Raw genomic sequence first — 15,831 nt, forward strand, 5'->3', positions numbered from 1 at the left:
AATATTGGCTTCTTCCTCGGCGAGGATTGGCACCTAGAGTGGCATGCATGGCACTGCTTGGCAATCTGCGGCACCGGCCGGTTCGGCGACTGGCGCAGCTCTACCTCGGGCTCACCCTCTACGGCGTCAGCATGGCCCTGATGATCCGCTCCGGCCTGGGCCTCGACCCCTGGGACGTGTTCCACCAGGGGCTGTCCAAGCTGACCGGGCTCTCCTTCGGCACCGTCACCATCGCCGTCGGCGCGTTGGTGCTGCTGCTCTGGATCCCGTTACGACAGCGGCCGGGCCTCGGCACGGTCAGCAACGTCGTGGTGATCGGCCTGGTCGTGGACGCCACACTGGCCCTCCTACCCACCGGTGGCCCGCTCAGCGCCCGGATCGCGCTGCTGGTCACCGGGATCGTCGCCAACGGCGCCGCCACCGGCCTCTATCTCGGCGCGCGACTGGGTCCGGGCCCCCGAGACGGGCTGATGACCGGCTTCGTGGCCCGCCGACCGGGCCTGTCGGTCCGGCTGGTGCGCACCGTCATCGAGGTCACCGTGCTGGCGCTCGGCTGGCTGCTCGACGGCACGGTCGGTGTGGGCACCGTCGCGTACGCGCTGGCCATCGGCCCGTTGGCCCAACTCTTCATCCCGATGTTCGCGGTGCCCGACGGTGCGGACGACGCCACGCCCACGCCGGGCAGCGCCGCGCCGATCACCACCACCGGCTGAGCCTCACCCACCGTCCGCGAACCGGTACGTCGTGGTGGTCCGACATACCAGTTGGGAGGGTGGGTGTTCCCTTCCGCGACGCGCGCCGTCATCATCTCTGCATGGGGGAGAACGGTTGGCGATGGACGGACGCCTGGATCTTCGTGTCGCTGGTCATCGCCAGCGGGGCCGGGCGGCACCGTCGGTCGGCGACAAGTCGACGGCCGGAGGGCGTGCGTCTGACCGATGTGCTCTCCACCGCCGACCACCTCAACCACGCGATTCCCCAGCGGCACGAGGTGGAGGCCGCGGTCCAGCGGCTGGTCGGGGCCGGGCTGGTCAGCGTCAGCGACGGCTGGTTCCGGATCACCGCCGAGGGTGAGCAGCTCTGGCGCACCCGGCCACGCGCGGGGGTGGCGACCATGGTGGACACCGTGCAGGGCGTGCTGACCCGCCGGCACGCGCCCGGCAGCGCCGACTGGCGCCTGGACGAGGCCGACCACGCGGCGGCCGTCCAGGAATACGCGGTCCGCTCGATCCCCACGCCCCGCCGGTCACCGGAGGGGCACTCCGGCGGGCACTGACCGGGTCAGCGCACCGGGTGGCCGCTGTGCCGCAGCGCGTCCTTGACCTCGGCCACGGTCAGCTCACCGAAGTGGAAGACACTGGCGGCGAGCACCGCGTCCGCACCAGCGCCGATCGCGGGCGGAAAGTGGGCCACCTCGCCCGCGCCCCCGCTGGCCACCACCGGCACGTCCACCACCGCCCGCACCGCGGCGATCAGCTCCAGGTCGAAGCCGGCCTTGGTGCCGTCGGCGTCCATCGAGTTGAGCAGGATCTCGCCCGCGCCCAGCTCGGCCCCCCGCTGCGCCCACCACACCGCGTCGATGCCCGTGCCGCGCCGGCCGCCGTGGGTGGTGACCTCGAACCCGCTGGGGGTGATGTCGGTCGGGGCCCGGCGCACGTCGAGGGAGAGCACCAGCACCTGCCGGCCGAACCGGTCGGCGATCTCGGCGATCAACTCCGGCCGGGCGATGGCGGCGGTGTTCACGCCGACCTTGTCCGCCCCGGCGCGCAGCAGCGTGTCCACGTCGGCGACCTGTCGGACCCCGCCGCCGACGGTCAGCGGGATGAACACCGACTCGGCGGTGCGGCGCACCACGTCGAGCATGGTGCCCCGGTCACTCGAGGACGCGGTCACGTCGAGGAAGGTCAGCTCGTCCGCCCCGGCCCGGTCGTACGCGGCGGCCAACTCCACCGGGTCGCCGGCGTCGCGCAGGTCGAGGAAGTTGACACCCTTGACCACCCGCCCGGCGTCCACGTCGAGACAGGGGATCACCCGTACCGCCACCGTCATGCCGCGAGCCTATCCTCCGCACGCGGCACGGCGGTCGACCCGATCGGGTCGACCGCCGTGGACGAGGTCCGCGTCACACCTTGACGAGCATCTTGCCGACGTTGTCGCCGCGCAGCAGACCGAGGAACGCCTCCGGGGCGTTCTCGATGCCGTCCACGATCGTCTCGTCGTAGGACAGCGCACCCTCACGCAGCCAGCCCCCGACGTCCGTCAGGAGCGCGTCCCGCAGGTGGTTGTGGTCGCGGACCAGGAAGCCGCGCAGGGTGAGCCGCTTGCCGATGACCTGGGACAGGTTGCGCGGCGCGGCCGGCGGCTCGGTGTCGTTGTACTGCGCGATCATGCCGCAGATGGCGACCCGGCCGTGCAGGTTCAGGGCCGAGATCGCCGCCTCCAGGTGGTCGCCGCCGACGTTGTCGAAGTAGACGTCGATGCCGTCCGGAGCGGCGGCCCGCAGCGACTCGCGGACCCCGTCGTGGTAGTCGAAGGCGGCGTCGAAGCCCAACGCCCGCAGCCGCTCGACCTTGGCCGGCGAGCCGGCGCTGCCGACCACCCGGGCGGCGCCCCTGAGCTTGGCGATCTGGCCGACCAGGCTGCCGACCGCGCCGGCCGCGGCGGAGACGAAGACCGTCTCGCCGGGCTTCATCGCGGCCACCTCCAGCAACCCGGCGTACGCGGTCAGCCCGGGCATGCCGAGCACGCCGAGGTACGCGCTGACCGGCGCCAGGCTCGGGTCGACCGGCCGGGCGGAGGTGGCGTCGAGCAGCGCGTACTCCCGCCAGCCAAGCCCGTGCAGCACGGTGTCGCCGACCGCGATGTCCGGCGACTCGCTGGCCACCACCTCGCCGACCGCCGCACCGTCGAGCGGGGCGTCGAGGGCGAACGGCGCGACGTACGACTTGACGTCGTTCATCCGTCCGCGCATGTACGGGTCGACGGACAGGTACTGGTTGCGGACCACGAGCTGGCCCGGTCCGGGTGTCGGGACGTCGGTCTCGACGAGCCGGAAGGTGTCCTCGGTGGGCCAACCCTGCGGGCGGCTGGCCAGGTGGATCTCGCGATTGCCGGTCATCGGGTGGTCGTCCTCTCGTCCGCGGTGGGGGTCTGGGGTCCGCGACGTCACGCGGCCGAGGTCTCCCGGACGGTCAGCGCGACGTCGATGTTGCCGCGGGTGGCGTTGGAGTACGGGCAGACCTGGTGGGCCTGCTCGACGAGCTGCTCGGCGGTCTCGCGGGAGACGGCGGGCAGGTCGACGACGAGCCGCACGGTGAGCCCGAAACCGCCGCTGCCGTTCGGGCCGATGCCGACCTCGGCGGCGACGACGGAGCCGCTCACGTCGGCCTTGGCCCGGCGGGCCACCAGCCGCAGGGCGCCGTGGAAGCAGGCCGCGTAGCCGGCGGCGAAGAGCTGCTCGGGGTTGGCGGCACCGCCGGCGCCACCCATCTCCTTCGGCACGGCCAGGTCGAGCGCGAGGGTGCCGTCGGAGGTCTGGACGTGGCCGTCGCGGCCGTCGCCGGTCGCGGTCGCGGACGCGGTGTAGAGAGCCTGCATGAGAGTCACTGCTCCTTCTGTCGGTGGATGGTGTCGGTGACCCGGTTGAGGGTGTCGCGCAGCGTGACCAGCTCGGCGATGCCGAGCCCGGTGGCCTGGGCGATCCGCAGCGGAACGTCGCAGAGCTGCTCCCGCAGCGCCGCACCCTGCTCGGTGAGGCCCACCTCGACCCGCCGCTCGTCGCGCGCCGACCGGCGCCGCACCACCAGACCCGCCCCCTCCAGCCGCTTGAGCAGCGGGGAGAGCGTGCCGGAGTCCAGGCGCAGCTCGGTGCCCAGCTCGGACACGGTGGGGGCGTCGTCGGGACGCTCCCAGAGCACCAGCAACACCAGGTACTGCGGGTAGGTGATCCCGACCTCGTCGAGGATCGGCCGGTAGACGTCGGTCAGGGCGCGTGACGCGGCGTAGAGCGCGAAGCACACCTGCCGGCGCAGCCCCAGGTCATCGGTCACCGGTGAACCGTAGCCCACAATTAAATTGTGCACAACTTATCGGACCGCACGTCGCCGGGCCGCACCGCCCGCCGGCCTCAACGACCGCCGAGGTACGCCTCCACCTCCACCTCGACCAGGTGCTCCGGGTCCAGCAACCCGGCCACCACCACGAGCGTCGCCGCCGGCCGGACCGCACCGAAGACCACGTTGTGCGCCCGGCCCACCTCGTCGGCGTGCAGCCGGTCGGTCACGTACATCCTGGTCCGGACCACGTCGCCCGGCTCGGCGCCCACCTCGGCGAGCGCCGCCAACGCGATCCGCAACGCCTGCGCGGTCTGCGCGGCGGCGTCACCGACGTGCACCACCCGGCCGTCCACCGTCGCCGTACAGCCGGCCGTGAAGGCCCGGTCGCCGGCCCGGACCACCCGCGAGTAGCCGTAATGCTGCTCCCACGGGCCACCCGAGCCGAGCCGGGTGACCGTCACACCTCGGCCAGGGTCCGCAGCGCCTCGGCCACCGTGAAGGCCCCCGCGTAGAGCGCCTTGCCGGCGATCACGCCCTCCACCCCGACCGACTCCAGGGTCGCCAACGCCCGCAGGTCGTCAAGCGTGGACACGCCGCCGGAGGCGATCACCGGCCGGTCGGTGCGGGCGCACACCTCGCGCAGCAGGTCCAGGTTCGGACCACGCATCGTGCCGTCCTTGGTGATGTCGGTGACCACGTACCGGCTCGCGCCCGCCTTGTCCAGCCGCTCCAGCACCTCGTACAGGTCGCCGCCGTCGCGGGTCCAGCCCCGCGCGGAAAGCGTGTGCCCACGCACGTCCAGCCCGATGGCCACCCGGTCGCCGTACTCCGCGACCACCCGGTCACACCAGACCGGGTCCTCCAGGGCGGCGGTGCCGATGTTCACCCGGGCCGCCCCGGTGCCCAGCGCCGCTCGCAGCGACTCGTCGTCCCGGATGCCACCGGACAGCTCCACCTTCACGTCCAACTGCCGCACCACCTCCGCGAGCAGGTGCGCGTTGGTGCCCCGACCGAACGCCGCGTCCAGGTCGACCAGGTGGATCCACTCGGCGCCGTCCTGCTGCCAGGCCAGCGCCGCGTCCAGCGGCTCGCCGTAGTTGCTCTCGCTTCCGAGGGCGCCCTGCACGAGCCGGACGGCCCGGCCGTCGGCGACATCCACGGCGGGTAACAGGGTGAGGCTCAACGTCTTCTCCTCGATCAGGTACGACGGTCCAGGGCGATCACGACGATCGCCGGAAGTACGAGCAGCAAGAGCACGATCAGCGCGATACGCAACGCCAGGTTGTCGACGAACGTCCAGATCAGAATCAACGCCGCACCGGTGAGCAGCACGATAGCGGCCCGCTCACCCCGGGTGTGCCGCGCCAGCCGCCCGGAACGGCCCCGCCGCAACCGCGGCGTCAACCGGCGGACCACCGCGCGACGGCGCTGCCGGCGCGCCACCTGACGCTGCCGCACCGCCCGCTCCCGAGCCTGCTGCGCCTCCCGCTCCGCCCGCCGGCGGGCCCGCTCCCGGCTCACCGCGACACCCGCGGACCGGGCGTCGGGCGACGACGCTCAGCCACCGCTGGGCAGCGTGGCGAGCCAGTTGCGCAACAGCGCGGCACCGGTGTCGGCGGACTTCTCCGGATGGAACTGCGCCGCCGACAGCGGACCCCGCTCCACCGCGGCCACGAAATCCGTGTCGTGCCGGGCGGTGGTCACCACGGCACCGGCAGCGGCAAGCGCCGCCGGGTCGCCCATCGCGTACGAGTGCACGAAGTAGAACCGACTCCGCTCCGACAGCCCCGCGAAGAGCACCGACTCCGCAGGCGCCCGGACCGTGTTCCAGCCCATGTGCGGCAACCGGGTGGCGGCCAGCCGGGTCACCCCGCCGGGCAGCAACCCGAGCCCCTTGGTCACCACACCGTGCTCGTCACCATGCTCGAAGAGCACCTGCATGCCCACACAGATGCCGAGCACCGGCCGACCGGCGGCCACCCGCTCGGCGATCACCGGGCCGGCGCCGAGCGCCTCGATCCCGGCCATGCACGCGGCGTACGCGCCCACCCCCGGCACCACCAGACCATCGGCGTCCGCCGCGGCGGCCAGGTCGTCGGTCACCCGCACATCGGCACCGGCGGCGACCAACGCCCGCTCCGCCGAGCGCAGGTTGCCCGAACCGTAGTCGAGCACCACCACGGCGCTCACGCGTCGCCGCCCGGCAACAGCCACAGCACCCCACCGACAGTGGCGAGCACCGCGAGCAACGCGGTGACGAAAACCGCGCCCTTCGCCGCGCCCTGGCGGTACAGCGACCACGCGCCACCGACCAGCACCCCGGCCAGGATCAGCAGCAACGTCGGCAGCACGCCGCCCATCAGAGCCACCTTCCATTCGCGACTGCGGGGCTCCGCTGCGCTGCGCTCCTCGCGCTCATCAGAGCCACCTTCCATTCGCGACTGCGGGGCTCCGCTGCGCTGCGCTCATCAGAGCGCGCCCTTCGTGCTGGGGATCGCGCCCGCCGCACGGGGATCGATCGCGGTGGCCTCGCGCAACGCCCGGGAGACCGCCTTGAACTGGGCCTCCACCACGTGGTGCGCGTCCGGGTGACCGCCCGGCCGGGCCGCCCGCAGCACGTCGACGTGCAACGTGACCCGGGCCGCCTGACCGAAGGACTCCCAGATGTGGCGGGTCATGCTCGTCGCGTACACCGGACCGATGTACGGGGCCAGCGCCGGCTCGTCGTGCACCACGTACGGCCGACCGGACAGATCCACCGCGGCCCGGACCAGCACCTCGTCCATCGGCACGGTCGCCGAACCGTACCGCCGGATGCCGGCCTTGTCGCCCAGCGCCTGGTCGAACGCGGCGCCCAGGGCGAGGGCGGTGTCCTCGATCGTGTGGTGCGCGTCGATCTCCAGGTCACCCACGGTGCGTACGGTCAGGTCGAAGCCACCGTGCCGGGCGATCTGGTGCAGCATGTGGTCGTAGAAGCCGACGCCGGTGCTGATCTCGGCGGTGCCGTTCCCGTCGAGGTCGATCTCGACGAGAACCTTGGTCTCCTTGGTGATCCGCTCCACCCGGGCGGTCCGACTCATCGCGAAATCTCCATTGCAGAAAGGAAGGCGTCGGTCTCGGCGGCGGTGCCGGCGGTCACCCGCAGCCAGCCCGGCAGGCCGACATCGCGGACCAGCACCCCCTGCGCCAGCAGGGCGCGCCAGACGGTGGTCTGGTCGCCGCCCACCTCGAAGAGCACGAAGTTGGCGTCGCTGTCGGCGACCCGCAACCCGCGCTCGCGCAGCGTCGCCACGATCCGGTCCCGCTGCACCATGATCGCGCTCACCGTACCGAGGAGGGTGTCGCGGTGGGCCACCGCCGCGCGGGCGGCGGCCTGGGTCAGCGCGGAGAGATGATACGGCAGTCGGACGAGTTGCACCGCCTGCACCACCGCCGGGTCGGCGGCCAAATAACCCAGCCGCCCGCCGGCGAAGCCGAACGCCTTGCTCATCGTCCGGGTGACCACCAACCGCGGGTGGCCGGGCAACACCGCGAGGGCGCTGACCGTCCCCGGTCGGGCGAACTCGGCGTACGCCTCGTCGACGACCACCATCCCGGGCGCGACGTCCAGCACCGCGGCGATCACCGCCGGGTCCAGGGCGGTGCCGGTGGGGTTGTTCGGCGAGCAGAGGAAGACCACGTCGGGTCGGTGCTCCCGGACCTGGGCGACCGCCTCCTCGACGGTCAGACCGAAGTCGACGCCGCGCCGCGCGGGCACCCACCGGGTGCCGGTGCCGAGGGCCAGCAGCGGGTGCATCGAGTACGCCGGAACGAAACCGAGCGCACTGCGCCCCGGCCCACCGAACGCCTGGAGCAGTTGCTGCTGGATCTCGTTGGAGCCGTTGGCCGCCCACACCTGCTCGACGGTGAGCCCGTGCCCGAGATATGCGGCCAGGTCGGCGCGGAGCGCCACCGCGTCCCGGTCCGGGTAGCGGTTGAGCTCACGCAGCTCGGCCGCGAGGGCCTTGCCGATGGCATCGACCACCGGCTCCGGCACCGGGTGGGAGTTCTCGTTGGTGTTGAGCCGCACCGGCACGTCCAGCTGCGGCGCGCCGTACGGCGACAGCCCCCGCAGGTCGTCGCGGATCGGCAGGTCCTCCAGGCTGGTGCGCTCGCTCACGCCGACCCTCCCGGGAAGCGGGCCTGGACCGCCTGGCCGTGCGCGGGCAGATCTTCCACCCCGGCGAGGGTGACCACGTGCGGGGCGACGTCGCGCAGCGCGTCCTCGGTGTATTCGATGAGGTGCACGCCGCGCAGGAAGGACTGCACCGACAACCCGGAGGAGTGCCGCGCGCAGCCGCCGGTGGGCAGCACGTGGTTGGACCCGGCGCAGTAGTCGCCGAGCGACACCGGCGACCAGGCGCCCACGAAGATCGCCCCCGCGTTGCGGACCCGCATCGCCCACTCGCGGGCGTCCACCGTCTGGATCTCCAGGTGCTCGGCCGCGTACGCGTCGACCACCCGCAGCCCCGCCTCCAGGTCGTCGACGAGGACCACGCCGCTCTGCTCGCCGGTCAGCGCCGTGGTGACCCGCTCGGTGTGTTTGGTCGCCGGCACCTGCCGGGCCAACTCCCGCTCGACCGCCTCGACGAGCGTCAGCGACGGGGTGACCAGCACGCTCGCGGCGAGCGGGTCGTGCTCGGCCTGACTGATCAGGTCGGCGGCGACGTGCGCCGGATCGGCCGTGTCGTCGGCCAGGATCGCGATCTCGGTCGGCCCGGCCTCGGCGTCGATGCCCACCACCCCGCGCAGCAGCCGCTTGGCGGCGGTCACCCAGATGTTGCCGGGGCCGGTGATCAGGTCGACCGGGTCGCACCGCTGCGCACCCGTCGGGTCGACCGCCGCGCCGTACGCCAGCATCGCCACCGCCTGGGCCCCGCCCACGGCGTACACCTCGTCGACGCCGAGCAGCGCGCACGCGGCGAGCACCCGGGGGTCGGGCAGGCCGCCGTTGTCCTTCTGCGGCGGGCTGGCCACCACCAGCGACCGCACTCCGGCCGCCTGGGCGGGCACGACGTTCATCACCACCGTCGACGGGTACATCGCCAGGCCACCCGGCACGTAGAGGCCGACCCGGTCGACCGGCACCCACCGCTCGGTGACCGTGCCACCGGGCACCACCTGGGTGGTGTGGTCGGGGCGCCGCTGCTCGTCGTGCACCTTGCGAGCTCGGCTGATCGACTCCAGCAGGGCGGCGCGGACGGCCGGGTCGAGCACGCCCTCGGCCTCGGCGATCGCCTCGACCGGCACCCGCAGCACCTCCGGGGAGATGCCGTCGAACCGCTCGCTGGCCTCCCGGATCGCCGGGTATCCATGCTCGCGGACCGCCTCCACCAGAGGGCGGATCCGCTCGACGGCAACCGACACGTCGAGCTGGGCACGGGGCAGCAGGCGGCGCGGGTCACCGAGACCGTTGCGCAGGTCGATCCGATTCAGCACCCTTGCGAGTCTAGGCGGCCGGCGCGGAGTGCACCCGAGCCGCCCGTCCGCCGGGACGGTGAGCCGGGCCACGCCTGCGGAGGCGAGATTGGTTAGGCTCGACGATGTGACCGCACGGCTGCCGGTGTTCCCGCTCGCAACAGTGCTCTTTCCCGGGTTGGTGCTGCCGCTGCACATCTTCGAGGAGCGCTACCGGGCGCTTGTCCGCCACCTCGTCGACCTGCCCGAGGGCGCTCCGCGTGAGTTCGGCGTGGTGGCCATCCAGTCCGGTTGGGAGGTCGCGCCCGCCGGTCCCGGCGCCCGCGCGACGCCGAGCGGCGGCGAGGTCACCCTGCACGAGGTGGGCTGCACCGCCGAGCTGCGCCAGGTCACCGAGTTGGCCGACGGGGGCTTCGACATCGTCACGGTCGGCCGGCGTCGCTTCCGGATCGCCGAGGTCGACGACAGCGCCGCGCCCTACCTGACCGCCGACGTGGAGTGGCTGCCCGAGCCGGCCGGGCCGGACGAGGTGGCCGAGCTGCTGGCCGCCCGGGTGATCGCGGTCTTCCGGCAGTACCTCGGCCTGATCCGCTCCGACCCGGAGGAGATCTCCGAGCAACTGCCGGAGGACCCCACGGTGCTGTCCCACCTGGTGGCGGCGACCGCGGCGCTCACCGTCGACGACCGGCAGCGCCTGCTGGCGATCGACGACACCGCCGCCCGGCTCCGCGCCGAGCTGCGGCTGCTCAACCGCGAGGCGGCTCTGCTTCGTCAGGTGCGGGCGGTGCCGGTGCCGCTTGCGGAGTTGGCGTCCCCGCCGACACCCAACTGAGCCCCGCCGGGTCGGGCTCCGGGCGCAGCCCCGGCCACCGCGACCAGCCGGCCAGCAGGGTGTACATGACCGCGGCACCGAACGCCGGCAGCAGCAGGTTGCCGTGCGGCACCGGCAGCACGTCGAGCAGCCAGTCGACCCCACCGGCGCGCAGGTCGGCGGGTTTGGTGAAGGCCTGCCCGGCCGGGGCGGTGGCCAACAGCCGGTCGAAGGTCGCCAGGCCGACCCGTCGACCCACCTGCCAGGCCACCGGTGCGGCGACCAACGCGCCGAGCACCGCGGCGAGCAGCCCGACCGGGCCACGCCGCCGCCGCAGCACGAACCACAGGGCAACCGCCACCAGCAGCCCGAAGCCGAGCCCGAGCAGGCTGAACCACCCGTCCGCGGCGATCGGCTGCTCCGGCTGCGGGTCGGCGTAGATCGCCCCCTCGGCGGTCTTGAGCACCGGGGTGTCCGGCGCGAGCACGGCCCAGAGCAGCCCGAACGGCACACCCAGCACAGCCAGCGCGAGCACGGCGCCCAGCACCGTCGCCACGGTGCGCAGCGGACGGCGCGGCTCGTCGAAGCTCAGCTCCAGAGAGCTCTGGTACGCCGCCGAAGAAGCAGCGTCACCCACGCCGAGCCCGGCCTGCTCGCCGATCGGCGGCTGCTCGGCGCCCGGCGGCTGCTCGGCGCCCAGCGGCTGGTCGGCGACCGACAGCGGCTCAGCGACCGGCGGCTGCTCGCCAACCAAGGCGTGGTCGCCAACCGAAGCCTGGTCGGTGGCGGGCGGCTGCTCGCCGGGTGACGGTGTCGCGCCCGGCGCTCGGGGCGGCGTGGATTGGTCGGGCTCGTCGACGGGCCGCTCGCGGTCGGGGTTGTCCGGGCTCACCCGATGATCCTCTCAGGCCCGGTGCGGGGCCGGGGTGCCGGTGGCGGCAGACCCACTCACCGGGCGAACGGCTCCACCATCATCGCCGCCGCGTGCAGCCACGCCTGCCGGGTCTCCGGCTGCAGTTGGTGGTACTCGATCGACGAACCAGTCTCCAGCGCCGCGTCGTACGGCACCACGGCCACGCCACGGGTACGGGTGGCGAAGTGCCGCTCCAGGTCGTCCTGCAAGGGCGAGCGGCCCGGGGTCGGGCAGGAGATGAGGGTGATCGCGTTGTCCGCCAGCTCGCCCATGCCCTCCTCGTGCAGCAGGTCGAGCATCCAGTCCGCGCTGAACGCGGCGTCCTCCCGGGGCACGGTGGTCACCACCAGTTGGTCCGCGGCCTGCATCACCGTGCGCCAGTTGGGGCTCTCCACGTTGTTGCCGGTGTCCACGCACACCACGTCGTGGGTACGCCGCAGCAGCTCCAGCACGCGTCGCACGGTGAACTGGTCCAGTCGTTGGGCGAAGCGCGGGCTCTCCTCGCCGGCCAGCACGTCGTACGAGCCGTCGGAGGCGTGCCGCAGGTAGTCGTCCAGCCGACCCAGCAGGGTCGAGCCCTCGAGGATCTCGATCTGGGCCAGGTCGCTGATCAGGTGCCGGATCGTCCGGGCGTGCCGGGCGCTGCCGGCGCGCAGCCCGAGGGTGCCGCGCAGCTCGTTGTCGTCCCAGGCCAGTACGCCCTGCCCCCGCACGCTGCCGACGGTGGCCGCGGCGAGCACGGTGGCGGTGGTCTTGTGCACCCCGCCCTTGGGGTTGGCGAAGGCGAACACCCGGGGTGTGCCCAGGTCTCGGCGGAGCACCCCGTTGGCCCGCTCCTGCTCCGGGTCGACGCCCTGGGGGCGCCACTCGACACGGGCCGGATAGCCGCGTTCGGCGATCGCCGAGCCGGCCGCCGGGGTGGGTGGCGGCACGATCGGCGCGGCGGGTGCGGGCGCGACCGGTGGGGGTGGTGGCGCGGTCACCGGGTAACCGGTCTCCGGCTGGTAGCCGGTCTCCAGCAGCGCGTACCGCGACTCGGCCGGTGGGTCGCCCTGCCGGTAGCCGTTGTCCAGCAGCGCGTAGCGGGACTGGGCCGGGTCGGCGGTGCCGGGCGGCGTCTCGGGTTCGGCCCGGTACGTCGGCTCCGCCGGGTAGCCCGGCTCGGCCCGGTAGCCCGGCTCGGCCCGGTAATCCGGCTCGGCCCGGTAGCCCGGCTCGGCCCGATAGTCCGGCTCAGTTTGGTAGCCCGGCTCAGCCCGGTAGCCCGGCTCAGCCCGGTAGCCCGGGTCAGCCCGGTAGTCCGGCTCGACCTGATAGCCCGGCTCGGCCCGGTAACCCGGCTCCGCCCGATAGCCCGGCTCAGTTTGGTAGCCCGGCTCGGCCCGGTAGTCCGGCTCGACGCGATAGGCCGGCTCGGCGCGATAGGCCGGCTCGGCCCGGTACGCGGGCTCGGCCCGGTACGCCGGTTCCGACCGGTACGCCGGCTCGGCTCGGTAGTCCGGCTCGGCCCCGTAGCCGGGATCCGCCCGGTACGCCGGCTCGGCCCGGTACGCGGGGTCGACGCGGTAGGTCGCCTCGGCCCGGTAGGCCGGGTCCGCGCCGTACGACAACTCGGCCGGCTGCCCGACGGCGGGTGCCCGCCCGGCGTACCCGTTCGGGGCCGCGCGTCGGGGCAGCGGATCCGGCGGCGCCTCGTCGGCCCGCCGCTCCGGCTCGGTCTGCTCCGCGCCGCGACCGCCCAGCCGGGCGCGGTCCAACAACGCGCGCCACCGCGGCGCTGGTTCGGCCGGCCGGCCCCAGCCGGTCTCACTGCCCTCCACGGCCCGCCCTCCCAGCGCCATCGATCTCCGTCTGACAGGCTACGAAGCAAACCCTATTCGGACCACACCTCAGAACGCACACCAGCCGACGCACATCACGACGACGTCGGCGTCGGCGGCTCGACGACTGTGGTGTCCGGCGAGGTGGTGGCGCTCGACGGCGCTGTCTCGGTGGGTTCCGCCGACGACGGCGCGGGTAACGGAATCGTCACGACCGGTGCGGGTTCCGACGATTCGCCCATCGACGCCGAGGGCACCGCCGGGTCCGGCGCCGGCTCGGTCCGCCGCGTCGGAGTCGGTTCGGCGCTCGGGCCGGTGTCGGCCGGCGGGCGTACCACGTCACGCTGCTCGGGCAGGGGCGGTAGGAATACCGTGCGGTCCAGCCGGTACACCTCGGGGGCGGGGTCGACCGCCCGCACGTCCGGGCGGGCCGCCATGCCCCGCAACACCACCGGCGTCGCGCGGACCACCGCCGCGTAGACGCAGGCACAGCCGGTGCGGTACGCGGCCGCCTCGGCGGTCGCCACCTCGGCGCCGCTGGCGTAACGGGCACGCAACTCCCGCTCGTCCGCACCCTCGCCGTCGACCGCGGCGGCCCGGGCCCGGTAGTCGGCGGCTTCGGTGTCCTTGCGGGCCGCCACCTGGTCCATCCCGGCGACCACGTCGTCCGGCACCCGCAGCGCGGGAATCTTGACGATCTCGGTCTGTCGCCCGGGCAGCGGGACCCGCCCGAAGACCGCCGAGACCGGCACGTCGCCGAGCACCGTCGCCAGGCGCTGCGGCGGCAGGTACGCGACGAGCGTGACAAGCGCGTAGGTCCCGTCCTCGGCGGCCGGGGTCGACTCGGGCAGCGCGGCCAGGTCGGCGGCGGCGGACCGCAGGTAGCCGGGCACGGAGTCGCCGTCGGAGACGCCGACCCGGGTCACCTCGCCCACCGTCCGGTCACCGACCGGAGTCTCGTCGGCGGCCCAGAGCGCGGTCCCCAGCACCGCCGCCGCGGACAACGCGGCCGCCCAGGTGAGCACCCCGGACCGCGCCGACCGGTCGCCCAGCCGGGCCACGGCCCGGGTCAGCGGCGGCAGCAACCGTTGGTCCAGCTGCCGCAGCAGGTTGCCGGCGCGCACGGGCGGGATCCCCTCGTCGGATCGGTGTCGGGCGGCCGCCGCTCAGTCACGCAGGATCTGGAGCGCGCGGTCCAGGTCGTCAGGGTAGTCGCTGACGAACCGGACCTCGTCCCCCGTTCGGGGGTGCAGGAAGCTCAGTTCGCGGGCGTGCAGCCACTGTCGGGCCAGGCCGAGACGGGCCGAGAGGGTGGGATCGGCACCGTAGGTGAGGTCACCCACGCACGGGTGCCGCATGGTGGAGAAGTGCACCCGGATCTGGTGGGTCCGCCCGGTCTCCAGGCGGACGTCGACCAGGCTGGCCGCCGGGAACGCCTCCAGGGTGTCGTAGTGGGTGATGCTCGGTTTGCCGCCGGAGACCACCGCCCAGCGGTAGTCGTGGGTGGGGTGCCTGTCGATCGGCGCGTCGACGGTGCCGCGCAGCGGGTCCAGGTGACCCTGCACCACCGCGTGGTAGCCCTTGTCCACCTCGCGGTACTTGAAGGCCCGCTTCAACGCCGTGTACGCCTGCTCGCTCTTGGCCACCGCCATGATCCCGGTGGTGCCCACGTCGAGCCGGTGCACCACGCCCTGCCGCTCGGCCGCGCCACTTGTGGAGATGCGGTGCCCGATCGCGGCGAGCGCACCGATCACCGTCGGGCCGGTCCATCCGGGGCTGGGATGTGCGGCGACCCCCACCGGCTTGTCCACCACCACGATGTCGTCGTCGGCGTAGACCACCCGCAGGCCGGGCACCGCCTGCGGCACCACGGTCGGCGGTGCGACCGGGGCGGGCAGCGTGACCTCCAGCCAGGAGCCGGCCTTGACCTTGTGCGAGTTGGCTCGGGAGGTGCCGTCGACAAGTGCGTCCCCGGCGTCGACCAGGGCCGCGGCGGCGGTGCGGGAGAGCCCGAACAGACGGGCCACCGCCTGGTCCAGTCGCATGCCGTCGAGGCCGTCCGGGACGGGGAGGGAACGGTGGTCGCCGCCAGCGGCGAACGCGGAGGTCATGCCCGCTCCCGCTGGTCGGTGCCCTGCACGGCGTCCGTCTCGGCCGGGTCGCCGTCGCGGCCGGCCCGCCCGCCGTCACGCTGGCGGCCGGTCAGCTCCAGCAGCACGGCCAGCAGCACACCGCAGACCAGCGAGCTGTCGGCCAGGTTGAACACCGGCCAGACCTGGCCGTACGGGTCGAACAGGCTGATCATGTCGACCACGTGGCCGTGGAAGGGCGCGGGGGCCCGGAAGATCCGGTCGACGAGGTTGCCCAGCGCGCCGCCCAACACCAGGCCGAGGCAGATCGCCCAGGGCAGTGAGCGCAGCCGCAGGGCCATCCAGACGATCCAGCCGACCACACCGATGGTGATCAGCGGGAAGACCCAGGTGTGGTCGGCGCCGATGCTCCAGGCGGCGCCGCTGTTGCGGGTCAGACTCAGATAGACGGTCCCGCCGAGCAACCGGACCGGTTCCCGGTCGGTCAACGCGGCCAGCGCGAGGTGCTTGGTGACCAGGTCGGCCAGCAGGGCCACCAGGGCGACTCCGGCGAGAATCGCGACGGCCCGGGAGCGGCGGGTGCCGCCGCCCGGGTCGGTGCGGCCGGGTTCGGCGGACGGTGCTGCGGTCATGCGCTCCCCATCGAGGTGTCTCGGCGGTGATCGCTCACCGTCTCATCGCCGCC

At 73.6% G+C, this 15,831-nt stretch carries 20 protein-coding genes; 3 read left to right on the forward strand and 17 right to left on the reverse strand.

Annotated elements, in window-relative coordinates:
• Positions 1–47: 47 nt before the first annotated feature.
• Entirely contained in the window at positions 48–713 is a 666-nt protein-coding gene (locus tag AB0B14_RS19735; RefSeq protein ID WP_357069601.1) for a hypothetical protein, read from the forward strand.
• Positions 714–814: 101 nt separating this feature from the next.
• The gene (locus tag AB0B14_RS19740; protein ID WP_357069599.1) at positions 815–1,276 is read left to right on the forward strand and encodes a hypothetical protein; all 462 of its coding nucleotides are present in this window, start codon (positions 815–817) and stop codon (positions 1,274–1,276) included.
• 5 nt (positions 1,277–1,281) lie between these two features.
• Here the strand turns inward: AB0B14_RS19740 and hisF are convergent, their stop codons facing one another.
• The 12 genes from hisF to hisD form a co-directional block, all read right to left on the reverse strand.
• Positions 1,282–2,049 carry an imidazole glycerol phosphate synthase subunit HisF gene (gene hisF, locus AB0B14_RS19745; protein WP_357069597.1) on the reverse strand — a complete coding sequence of 256 codons (768 nt, stop codon included), beginning with the start codon at positions 2,047–2,049 and terminating at the stop codon, positions 1,282–1,284.
• 73 nt (positions 2,050–2,122) lie between these two features.
• The gene (locus tag AB0B14_RS19750) at positions 2,123–3,118 is read right to left on the reverse strand and encodes an NADP-dependent oxidoreductase (protein WP_357523433.1); all 996 of its coding nucleotides are present in this window, start codon (positions 3,116–3,118) and stop codon (positions 2,123–2,125) included.
• Positions 3,119–3,165: 47 nt separating this feature from the next.
• Complete coding sequence (locus AB0B14_RS19755; protein WP_357069593.1) at positions 3,166–3,597, reverse strand: organic hydroperoxide resistance protein; 432 nt, start codon at positions 3,595–3,597, stop codon at positions 3,166–3,168.
• 5 nt (positions 3,598–3,602) lie between these two features.
• Positions 3,603–4,049 (reverse strand): MarR family transcriptional regulator, encoded by a 447-nt coding sequence (locus tag AB0B14_RS19760; protein WP_357069591.1) that lies wholly within the window; start codon positions 4,047–4,049, stop codon positions 3,603–3,605.
• A 77-nt stretch (positions 4,050–4,126) separates the two neighbouring features.
• Complete coding sequence (locus AB0B14_RS19765; RefSeq protein WP_357069589.1) at positions 4,127–4,516, reverse strand: Rid family hydrolase; 390 nt, start codon at positions 4,514–4,516, stop codon at positions 4,127–4,129.
• Positions 4,513–5,238, reverse strand: a complete 726-nt coding sequence (gene priA / locus AB0B14_RS19770; RefSeq protein WP_357069587.1) for a bifunctional 1-(5-phosphoribosyl)-5-((5-phosphoribosylamino)methylideneamino)imidazole-4-carboxamide isomerase/phosphoribosylanthranilate isomerase PriA — start codon at positions 5,236–5,238, stop codon at positions 4,513–4,515. Before priA ends, AB0B14_RS19765 begins: the two co-directional genes overlap by 4 nt.
• A gap of 14 nt (positions 5,239–5,252) precedes the next feature.
• A complete protein-coding gene (locus AB0B14_RS19775) occupies positions 5,253–5,576 on the reverse strand; it encodes a hypothetical protein (protein ID WP_357069585.1) in 324 nt (107 codons plus the stop codon).
• Between the two features lie 36 nt (positions 5,577–5,612).
• Positions 5,613–6,245, reverse strand: a complete 633-nt coding sequence (gene hisH / locus AB0B14_RS19780; RefSeq protein ID WP_357069583.1) for an imidazole glycerol phosphate synthase subunit HisH — start codon at positions 6,243–6,245, stop codon at positions 5,613–5,615.
• Positions 6,242–6,415: a hypothetical protein gene (locus AB0B14_RS19785; protein ID WP_357069581.1), complete on the reverse strand. Its 174-nt coding sequence runs from the start codon at positions 6,413–6,415 to the stop codon at positions 6,242–6,244. Before AB0B14_RS19785 ends, hisH begins: the two co-directional genes overlap by 4 nt.
• A gap of 108 nt (positions 6,416–6,523) precedes the next feature.
• Positions 6,524–7,135: an imidazoleglycerol-phosphate dehydratase HisB gene (gene hisB / locus AB0B14_RS19790; RefSeq protein WP_357069579.1), complete on the reverse strand. Its 612-nt coding sequence runs from the start codon at positions 7,133–7,135 to the stop codon at positions 6,524–6,526.
• A complete protein-coding gene (locus AB0B14_RS19795; protein ID WP_357069577.1) occupies positions 7,132–8,214 on the reverse strand; it encodes a histidinol-phosphate transaminase in 1,083 nt (360 codons plus the stop codon). Before AB0B14_RS19795 ends, hisB begins: the two co-directional genes overlap by 4 nt.
• A complete protein-coding gene (gene hisD / locus AB0B14_RS19800) occupies positions 8,211–9,533 on the reverse strand; it encodes a histidinol dehydrogenase (RefSeq protein ID WP_357069575.1) in 1,323 nt (440 codons plus the stop codon). The genes AB0B14_RS19795 and hisD overlap by 4 nt, the downstream gene beginning before the upstream one ends.
• Before the next feature lie 106 nt (positions 9,534–9,639).
• On the opposite strand from hisD, the gene AB0B14_RS19805 reads away from it, so the two are divergent.
• The gene (locus AB0B14_RS19805; protein WP_357069573.1) at positions 9,640–10,344 is read left to right on the forward strand and encodes an LON peptidase substrate-binding domain-containing protein; all 705 of its coding nucleotides are present in this window, start codon (positions 9,640–9,642) and stop codon (positions 10,342–10,344) included.
• Here the strand turns inward: AB0B14_RS19805 and AB0B14_RS19810 are convergent.
• The 5 genes from AB0B14_RS19810 to lspA form a co-directional block, all read right to left on the reverse strand.
• Positions 10,259–11,215 (reverse strand): DUF2567 domain-containing protein, encoded by a 957-nt coding sequence (locus tag AB0B14_RS19810; protein ID WP_357523435.1) that lies wholly within the window; start codon positions 11,213–11,215, stop codon positions 10,259–10,261. The genes AB0B14_RS19805 and AB0B14_RS19810 overlap by 86 nt on opposite strands.
• A 56-nt stretch (positions 11,216–11,271) precedes the next feature.
• Positions 11,272–13,056 carry an ATPase gene (locus tag AB0B14_RS19815; protein ID WP_357523436.1) on the reverse strand — a complete coding sequence of 595 codons (1,785 nt, stop codon included), beginning with the start codon at positions 13,054–13,056 and terminating at the stop codon, positions 11,272–11,274.
• Between the two features lie 95 nt (positions 13,057–13,151).
• The gene (locus tag AB0B14_RS19820; protein ID WP_357069567.1) at positions 13,152–14,180 is read right to left on the reverse strand and encodes a hypothetical protein; all 1,029 of its coding nucleotides are present in this window, start codon (positions 14,178–14,180) and stop codon (positions 13,152–13,154) included.
• A 42-nt stretch (positions 14,181–14,222) separates the two neighbouring features.
• The gene (locus tag AB0B14_RS19825) at positions 14,223–15,167 is read right to left on the reverse strand and encodes an RluA family pseudouridine synthase (protein WP_357069565.1); all 945 of its coding nucleotides are present in this window, start codon (positions 15,165–15,167) and stop codon (positions 14,223–14,225) included.
• Positions 15,164–15,778, reverse strand: coding sequence for a signal peptidase II (gene lspA / locus AB0B14_RS19830; RefSeq protein ID WP_357069563.1), 615 nt, complete (start codon positions 15,776–15,778; stop codon positions 15,164–15,166). The genes AB0B14_RS19825 and lspA overlap by 4 nt, the downstream gene beginning before the upstream one ends.
• Positions 15,779–15,831: the final 53 nt, after the last annotated feature.

The sequence above is a fragment of the Micromonospora sp. NPDC049171 genome (assembly GCF_040648275.1).
Classification (GTDB): Bacteria; Actinomycetota; Actinomycetes; order Mycobacteriales; family Micromonosporaceae; genus Micromonospora.

Coding starts and splice junctions, on each gene's coding strand:
- AB0B14_RS19825 (WP_357069565.1), bottom strand. CDS start 15,167: ATGACCTCCGCGTTCGCCGCTGGCGGCGACCACCGTTCCCTCCCCGTC.
- AB0B14_RS19750 (WP_357523433.1), bottom strand. CDS start 3,118: ATGACCGGCAATCGCGAGATCCACCTGGCCAGCCGCCCGCAGGGTTGG.
- lspA (WP_357069563.1), bottom strand. CDS start 15,778: ATGACCGCAGCACCGTCCGCCGAACCCGGCCGCACCGACCCGGGCGGC.
- AB0B14_RS19755 (WP_357069593.1), bottom strand. CDS start 3,597: ATGCAGGCTCTCTACACCGCGTCCGCGACCGCGACCGGCGACGGCCGC.
- hisB (WP_357069579.1), bottom strand. CDS start 7,135: ATGAGTCGGACCGCCCGGGTGGAGCGGATCACCAAGGAGACCAAGGTT.
- AB0B14_RS19735 (WP_357069601.1), top strand. CDS start 48: ATGGCACTGCTTGGCAATCTGCGGCACCGGCCGGTTCGGCGACTGGCG.
- hisF (WP_357069597.1), bottom strand. CDS start 2,049: ATGACGGTGGCGGTACGGGTGATCCCCTGTCTCGACGTGGACGCCGGG.
- AB0B14_RS19785 (WP_357069581.1), bottom strand. CDS start 6,415: ATGGGCGGCGTGCTGCCGACGTTGCTGCTGATCCTGGCCGGGGTGCTG.
- AB0B14_RS19740 (WP_357069599.1), top strand. CDS start 815: ATGGGGGAGAACGGTTGGCGATGGACGGACGCCTGGATCTTCGTGTCG.